Genomic DNA, 6,696 nt, shown 5'->3' with positions numbered 1-6,696 from the left:
GGCGGCCGCGGCGGCTTCCACACGGGCCTTTTCCTCGGCCACGTCCACCACCTGGAAGCCTTTGATCTTCTGGTTGATCTTGACGCTCATAGCATTCTCCAGGGGTATCAGTACTTGCCGTAATAGCCTTCTTTCAGGGCGTCGAAGAGGTTGGCGGCGGTATATCACCCGTGGCCCGTCTTGCCACGGTCGTGTCCCCGTTTCGATCGGAGTCTCCGATGTACAAACTGTGTTTCTACGTTCCGGAAAGCCATCTGGAATCGGTCAAGAAAGCGGTGTTCGCCGCCGGTGCAGGACGCATCGGTGCCTACGACAGCTGTAGCTGGCAGGCACTCGGACAGGGACAGTTCCGCCCCTTGCAGGGCAGCAATCCGTTCATCGGCCAGGCCGGCAGCATCGAGCAGGTCGCCGAATGGAAGGTGGAGATGGTGGTCGCCGACGAGTTGATCCATGACTCGGTCAAGGCCCTCAAGCAGGCTCATCCTTATGAGACGCCGGCCTTCGAGGTCTGGCGGCTGTCGGACATGGTGTTCTGAACCATACGAAAAAGGCGCCCGCGGGCGCCTTTTTCATGCTGCTGCCCTTACGGGCGAATCTCGATCAGCGTGCCGTCCTTGACCAGGCTCCAGACCTCGCGCATGTCGGCATTGGTCATGGCGATGCAGCCGTTGGTCCAGTCCAGGGTCGAGAAGTACCACTCGGGGTATTCATCATCCATCGGGGTGCCGTGGATCATGATCATGCCGCCCGGCTGCAGGCTCTTTTCCCGCGCCTTGGCCACGTCGCGGGCGTTGGGGTAGGAGATGTGCATGGAGAGGTTGTACTTGTCGCTGGTCTTGCGCCAGTCGACCCAGTAGAAGCCCTCCGGCGTGCGGTTATCGCCCTCGGCCAGTTTCGGGCCCTGCGGGCGCTTGCCCAGGGACACGCGGTAGCTCTTGAGCACCTTGCCGTTGCTCATGAGGTGCAATTTGCGCTCGGACTTGAGCACGAGAATCTTGTCGATGTGACCGTCGAGCGTGGGCGTCGCGTTGGCATGCGAGAACGCTGCGAAGGTCAGACAAAGTACGGCAATCAACCAGCGCATCGAGTGGTGTTCCCCGGTAGTTCCTAAAGCCTTAGAGGCGGTAAATGAGCTTATAAGTTCTTTTTCTGTGCAAGCATTGGGAGAATCCCTTCATTGCGTATCGGGAAGTTCTGAATGACCCGATCCGCCAGGAAATATTCTAAGGTACGACCCACGGTGGGGAAAGCCAGCTCACCCCACGGAATGTCGGATTCTTCGAAGAGCCGTACTTCCAGGCTTTCGTCGCCGGCACAGAAGTCGAGGTCGGTGAGTTCGGCACGGAAGAAGATATAAACCTGGCTGATATGCGGCAGATCAAAGACCGTATAAAGCTGCAGGTCGTGGACGCGGGCATTGGCTTCTTCAAGCGTCTCGCGAGCGGCGGCCTGTTCCAGGGTTTCACCGTTTTCCATGAAGCCCGCCGGCAGCGTCCAGTATCCTCGGCGCGGATCGATGGCACGGCGGCAGAGAAGGATGCGCCCATGCCAGGCCGGCAGGCAGCCGGCAACGATGCGCGGGTTCTGGTAATGAACAGTCTGGCACTGGTCGCAGACGAAGCGCAGGCGGTTGTCGCCGCTGGGGATGCGCAGGCTTACGCAGGCGCCGCACTGACTGCAGAATTTCATGCCGTTTCCTTGTTTTTCGATGCGGCAATCTTGCGCGCTGCGTGGTGCACCCAGCAAGGGGCGGGGGTTGGGCAGGGACGTCTTTCGTGCCATGATCCTTCAATTAGAAGAATCGGCCCCCGCAGGATGTTCGGCATGCTGGACCAGCTGCGCCAACGCATACAGACGCACCAACCAAGCGACCTTGAAACGGACCACAGCTTCCCCGAGGCGGCGGTTCTGCTTCCCATCACACCCCAGGAAGAGCTCGTGCTCACCCTGCGCGCGACCGGGCTCTCGACCCACAGCGGCGAGGTGGCCTTCCCCGGCGGGCGCCGTGATCCTGAGGACGTCGACCTGATCCACACCGCGCTGCGCGAGGCGCAGGAGGAAATCGCCCTGCCGCCGGGGCTGGTGGAGGTGGTCGGTCCGTTGAGCACTCTGGTGTCGCGGCACGGCATCCTGGTCAAGCCATTCGTCGGCTTCGTCCCCGATTTCGTGGAGTACCGTCCCAATGACGGCGAGATCGACGCCGTGTTCAAGGTGCCACTGGAGTTCTTCCGTGGCGACCCGCGGGAAACCACTCACCGTATCGATTACTTCGGCCGCAGTTGGTACGTCCCGAGCTACCTGTTCGAGGGCTACAAGATCTGGGGCCTGTCCGCGATCATGCTGGTCGAGTTGCTGAACCTGCTGTACGACGCCCGTATCGACCTGCACCAGCCGCCATCGAAGTTCATCAAGCTGAGCTGAGACCCGATAATAACGAGCGGCCACCGTCTGAGGAGAAATCATGAAGTACCGCCTGGGCTCTTCCCGAGTCGAAACCCATCCGGAAAGCTGGATCGCCCCCAACGCCACGGTGGTCGGCAAGGTGCGCCTCGACGCCGGCGCCAGCGTCTGGTTCAACGCCGTGCTGCGCGGCGACAACGAGCTGATCCACATCGGCGAGCACAGTAACGTGCAGGACGGCACCGTCATGCATACCGACATGGGCTTCCCGCTGACCCTGGGCAAGGGCGTGACCATCGGCCACAACGCCATGCTGCACGGCTGCCAGGTAGGCGACTACAGCCTCGTCGGCATCAACGCGGTGATCCTCAATGGCGCGAAGATCGGCAAGTACTGCATCATCGGCGCCAACGCGCTGATCCCCGAGGGCAAGGAAATCCCCGACGGCTCCCTGGTCATGGGCTCCCCCGGCAAGGTGGTGCGCGAGCTGACCGAGCCGCAGAAGAAGATGCTCGAAGCCAGCGCTGCCCACTACGTACACAACGCCCAGCGCTACGCCCGCGACCTGGCCGAGCAGGAAAATGACTGAAGAACGTCCCGTCGCCTCGCCCTGCGTGCACGTCTGCGCGCTAGACGATGCCGACATCTGCCTGGGTTGCCAGCGCAGCGCTGCCGAAATCACCCGCTGGGGGCTCATGGACAACGCCGAACGGCGCGAAGTGCTTCAGCGTTGCGAACAGCGTGCCCGCGAACAAGGCGTGCTGGTCTAGCACGCCGTCGATTTTTCCCTTCTTGAGGTTTCCCGCAATGCCCCGTATTGGAACTCCCTTGTCGCCGAGCGCGACCCGCGTACTGCTCTGTGGCTCCGGCGAGCTGGGCAAGGAAGTGGCGATCGAACTGCAGCGCCTGGGCTGCGAAGTCATCGCCGTCGACCGCTACGCGAACGCGCCGGCCATGCAGGTCGCGCATCGCAGCCACGTGATCAGCATGCTCGACGGCGTCGCCCTGCGCGCGGTGATCGAGCAGGAGAAGCCGCACTACATCGTGCCGGAGATCGAGGCCATCGCCACCGCGACCCTGGTCGAGCTGGAGAACGAAGGCTACACGGTCATCCCGACCGCGCGCGCCGCGCAGCTGACCATGAACCGCGAAGGCATCCGTCGCCTGGCCGCTGAAGAGCTGGGCCTGCCCACTTCGCCCTATCACTTTGCCGATACCTACGAGGATTACGCTGCGGGCGTCGCCGCCGTGGGCTATCCGTGCGTGGTGAAACCGATCATGAGTTCCTCGGGCAAGGGCCAGAGCGTGCTCAAGTCCGACGCCGACCTGAAGACCGCATGGGATTACGCTCAGGAAGGCGGCCGGGCCGGCAAGGGCCGGGTGATCGTCGAGGGCTTCATCGACTTCGACTACGAAATCACCCTGCTGACCGTACGCCACATCGGCGGCACTACCTTCTGCGCGCCCATCGGCCACCGCCAGGTGAAGGGCGACTACCACGAGTCCTGGCAGCCGCAGGCGATGAGCCCGAAGGCGCTGGCCGAGTCCGAGCGCGTGGCCAAGGCGGTCACCGAAGCGCTGGGCGGCCGTGGCCTGTTCGGCGTGGAACTGTTCGTGAAGGGCGATGAAGTGTGGTTCAGCGAAGTCTCGCCGCGCCCGCACGACACCGGCCTGGTCACGCTGATCTCCCAGGACCTCTCCGAGTTCGCCCTGCATGCCCGCGCAATCCTGGGCTTGCCGATTCCGGTGATCCGCCAGTTGGGCGATTCCGCTTCGGCAGTGATCCTGGTGGAAGGCAAGTCGCAGCAGGTTTCCTTCGGCAACCTCGGCGCCGCGCTGAGCGAGCCGGACACCGCGCTGCGCCTGTTCGGCAAGCCCGAGGTGGATGGCCAGCGCCGTATGGGCGTTGCTCTGGCGCGCGACGAGTCGATCGACGCCGCCCGCGCCAAGGCCACCCGTTCGGCCCAGGCGGTCAACGTCCAGCTGTGAGCCGCTGGGCGGGGCTGATGTGGTGGGCGGCGGCATTGCCGCTGTTGCCGTTGGCCCTGCCCATGGCCGTGCGTACCAGGCGCACGGCCTTGCGCCTGGCTCCCGCCGCGGGCGTCTGCGAAGGCGTTGCAGGCGCGGAGTTTCCTGGCGAACCTTTTCGTCTTCTCCTGCTGGGTGAGTCCACGGTCGCCGGCGTTGGTGCGTCCTGCCTGGACTTTGCGCTGGCCGGGCGGCTGGCGTTGGCGCTATCGAGCCGCCTGGAGCGTCCTGTTGCCTGGCGTGCGGTAGGGGAGAACGGCATTACTGCCGCAGAGGCCTGCGAGCGCCTGCTGCCGGTGGCGACTGATCAGGATTACGAGCTGGTGGCGCTGGTCTTCGGCGTCAACGACACCACGCATTTCAGCTCCGGCCAGCATTGGCTGGGGGCTCTTGAGCAATTGATCGCGCATTTTCGTGGTCGCGGCGCACGGGTCGTCTGCACGGCGGTGCCGCCATTGCAGCATTTCACGGAGTTACCCTGGTTGTTGCGCCGGCTGCTCGGCTGGCGCGCAGCGCTGCTGGATCGTCAGCTCAGAAGCCTCGCCTTGGCGCAGGGGGCGGGGTATTGCGGCGTCAGCCTGGAGATGCAGCCACAGTTCCTTGCCATCGATGGCTATCACCCGTCGGCGCTGGGTTATCAGGTCTGGGGCGAACACCTGGCCCAATGGCTGGTTTTCCAGGATCGAACCCTTCTGTAGGAGCGAGCAAGCTCGCTCCTACAGGCAAGTCTCAGCGGATATCGTTCAGGTCGTCCCCGCGCGTCTCGCGCAGGCACAGCACCGCCAGCAGGCTGAGTGCCGCCGCAACCGACACATAGCCGCCCACCCAGCTCAGGCCACCCATGCCCACCAGCTTCTGCGCGATGTACGGCGCCACTGAGGCACCAAGGATGCCGCCCAGGTTGTAGGCCGCCGAAGCACCGGTGTAGCGCACGTGGGTGGGGAAGAGTTCTGGCAGCAGCGCGCCCATGGGAGCGAAGGTTACACCCATGAGGAACAGCTCCAGCGACAGGAAGATCGCTACCTCCACCGACGAGCCCTGGCTCAGCAGTGGTTCCATGGCGAAGCCCGAGGCGATGGCGGCGACGCAGCCGATGATCAGCACCGGTTTGCGCCCGAAGCGGTCGCTCAGCCAGGCCGATACCGGTGTTGCTGCCGCCATGAAGAGCACGGCGATACATAGCAGGCCGAGGAAGTCTTCGCGGCTGTAGCCCAGGGTGCTGACGCCATAGCTCAGCGAGAACACCGTGGAGATATAGAAGAGGGCGTAGCACACCACCATCGCCAGGGCGCCCAGCAGGGTCGGCCGCCAGTGCTTGGCGAACAGCTCGGCAATCGGCAGGCTGGAGCGTTCGTGGCGCTCCATGGCCTTGGCGAACACCGGGGTTTCCACCAGCTTCAGGCGTACGTACAGACCGACGATCACCAGCACGGCGCTGAGCACGAACGGAATACGCCAGCCCCAGGCGCGGAACTGCTCTTCGCTGAGCAGCATGGCCAGGCAGAGGAACAGGCCGTTGGCGGCGAGGAAGCCGATCGACGGGCCCATCTGCGGGAACATGCCGAACCAGGCCCGACGGCCCTTGGGCGCGTTCTCCGTGGCCAGCAGCGCCGCGCCGCCCCATTCGCCACCCAGCCCGAGACCCTGGCCGAAGCGCAGCACGCAGAGCAGGATCGGCGCCCAGGCGCCAATGCTGTCGTAGCCCGGCAGCAGGCCGATCAGGGTGGTGGAGATGCCCATCAGCAGCAGCGAGGCGACCAGGGTCGACTTGCGCCCGATACGGTCGCCGAAGTGGCCGAACAGTGCCGAGCCCAGCGGGCGGGCGAGGAAAGCGATGCCGAAGGTGATGAAGGCGCTGAGCGCCTGGGCAGTGCCGGAGGTCTGCGGGAAGAACACCGGGCCGATCACCAGCGCGGCGGCGGTGGCGTAGACGTAGAAGTCGTAGAACTCGATGGCGGTGCCGATGAAGCTGGCTACCGCGACGCGGGTGGTGGAGTTGGTCTGTTCGGCCGGTTGTGCGGCTTCGAGGGTGGCACTGGTCATACGGGAATATCCCTGGCAGTCAGGCGCGGCGACGACTCTGGCGGTCGTGTCCGACGTTTCTTGAGGCATCGCCATGGCGCGAGTGCGAGCGCGGCCCGGTGTCGGGGCGGGATGGGCGCGGCTCGCGGCGGGTCGGGGCGAGGCCGGCTGCTTCGCAAGGCAACGACGCAGGGTCGAGGCTCGGCGGGGCGTGCGATTGACTGGCCGGCGCTGCGTCGCGGATAG

At 64.6% G+C, this 6,696-nt stretch carries 9 protein-coding genes; 6 read left to right on the top strand and 3 right to left on the bottom strand.

Going from position 1 to position 6,696, the window contains the following annotated elements:
* Positions 1–218 precede the first annotated feature (218 nt).
* Positions 219–536, top strand: a complete 318-nt coding sequence (locus tag PNI01S_RS05885) for a YqfO family protein (protein ID WP_024762990.1) — start codon at positions 219–221, stop codon at positions 534–536.
* Between the two features lie 47 nt (positions 537–583).
* Here the strand turns inward: PNI01S_RS05885 and PNI01S_RS05880 are convergent, their stop codons facing one another.
* Together PNI01S_RS05880 and PNI01S_RS05875 are read right to left on the bottom strand one after the other, a co-directional pair.
* On the bottom strand, positions 584–1,084 hold the full coding sequence (locus PNI01S_RS05880; RefSeq protein ID WP_024762991.1) for a L,D-transpeptidase family protein: 501 nt from the start codon (positions 1,082–1,084) through the stop codon (positions 584–586).
* A gap of 50 nt (positions 1,085–1,134) precedes the next feature.
* Positions 1,135–1,689 (bottom strand): NUDIX hydrolase, encoded by a 555-nt coding sequence (locus PNI01S_RS05875; RefSeq protein WP_024762992.1) that lies wholly within the window; start codon positions 1,687–1,689, stop codon positions 1,135–1,137.
* Positions 1,690–1,824: 135 nt separating this feature from the next.
* Here PNI01S_RS05875 and PNI01S_RS05870 point away from each other — a divergent pair, with 135 nt between their 5' ends.
* The 5 genes from PNI01S_RS05870 to PNI01S_RS05850 are packed head-to-tail and all read left to right on the top strand — an operon-like array spanning position 1,825 to position 5,126.
* Complete coding sequence (locus PNI01S_RS05870) at positions 1,825–2,421, top strand: CoA pyrophosphatase (protein ID WP_037006654.1); 597 nt, start codon at positions 1,825–1,827, stop codon at positions 2,419–2,421.
* 40 nt (positions 2,422–2,461) lie between these two features.
* A complete protein-coding gene (locus PNI01S_RS05865) occupies positions 2,462–2,989 on the top strand; it encodes a gamma carbonic anhydrase family protein (protein ID WP_024762994.1) in 528 nt (175 codons plus the stop codon).
* Positions 2,982–3,170, top strand: coding sequence for a DUF1289 domain-containing protein (locus PNI01S_RS05860; protein ID WP_024762995.1), 189 nt, complete (start codon positions 2,982–2,984; stop codon positions 3,168–3,170). The genes PNI01S_RS05865 and PNI01S_RS05860 overlap by 8 nt, the downstream gene beginning before the upstream one ends.
* A gap of 37 nt (positions 3,171–3,207) precedes the next feature.
* On the top strand, positions 3,208–4,389 hold the full coding sequence (gene purT / locus PNI01S_RS05855) for a formate-dependent phosphoribosylglycinamide formyltransferase (RefSeq protein WP_024762996.1): 1,182 nt from the start codon (positions 3,208–3,210) through the stop codon (positions 4,387–4,389).
* Positions 4,386–5,126 (top strand): SGNH/GDSL hydrolase family protein, encoded by a 741-nt coding sequence (locus PNI01S_RS05850; protein WP_167632549.1) that lies wholly within the window; start codon positions 4,386–4,388, stop codon positions 5,124–5,126. Before purT ends, PNI01S_RS05850 begins: the two co-directional genes overlap by 4 nt.
* Positions 5,127–5,157: 31 nt before the next feature.
* On the opposite strand, the gene PNI01S_RS05845 is transcribed toward PNI01S_RS05850, so the two are convergent.
* Positions 5,158–6,471 carry an MFS transporter gene (locus PNI01S_RS05845; protein ID WP_024762998.1) on the bottom strand — a complete coding sequence of 438 codons (1,314 nt, stop codon included), beginning with the start codon at positions 6,469–6,471 and terminating at the stop codon, positions 5,158–5,160.
* Between the last annotated feature and the right edge of the window lie 225 nt (positions 6,472–6,696).

The organism is Pseudomonas nitroreducens NBRC 12694 (genome assembly GCF_002091755.1).
GTDB classification, from domain to species: Bacteria; Pseudomonadota; Gammaproteobacteria; order Pseudomonadales; family Pseudomonadaceae; genus Pseudomonas; species Pseudomonas nitroreducens.
Note: the sequence above shows the minus strand (reverse complement) of the source record. Positions and strands in the feature narration are given on the sequence as shown.

Excerpts from the sequence above, each read along its gene's own strand:
- PNI01S_RS05885 (WP_024762990.1), top strand. The coding sequence starts at position 219 with ATGTACAAACTGTGTTTCTACGTTCCGGAAAGCCATCTGGAATCGGTC.
- PNI01S_RS05880 (WP_024762991.1), bottom strand. The coding sequence starts at position 1,084 with ATGCGCTGGTTGATTGCCGTACTTTGTCTGACCTTCGCAGCGTTCTCG.
- PNI01S_RS05875 (WP_024762992.1), bottom strand. The coding sequence starts at position 1,689 with ATGAAATTCTGCAGTCAGTGCGGCGCCTGCGTAAGCCTGCGCATCCCC.
- PNI01S_RS05870 (WP_037006654.1), top strand. The coding sequence starts at position 1,825 with ATGCTGGACCAGCTGCGCCAACGCATACAGACGCACCAACCAAGCGAC.
- PNI01S_RS05865 (WP_024762994.1), top strand. The coding sequence starts at position 2,462 with ATGAAGTACCGCCTGGGCTCTTCCCGAGTCGAAACCCATCCGGAAAGC.
- PNI01S_RS05860 (WP_024762995.1), top strand. The coding sequence starts at position 2,982 with ATGACTGAAGAACGTCCCGTCGCCTCGCCCTGCGTGCACGTCTGCGCG.
- purT (WP_024762996.1), top strand. The coding sequence starts at position 3,208 with ATGCCCCGTATTGGAACTCCCTTGTCGCCGAGCGCGACCCGCGTACTG.
- PNI01S_RS05845 (WP_024762998.1), bottom strand. The coding sequence starts at position 6,471 with ATGACCAGTGCCACCCTCGAAGCCGCACAACCGGCCGAACAGACCAAC.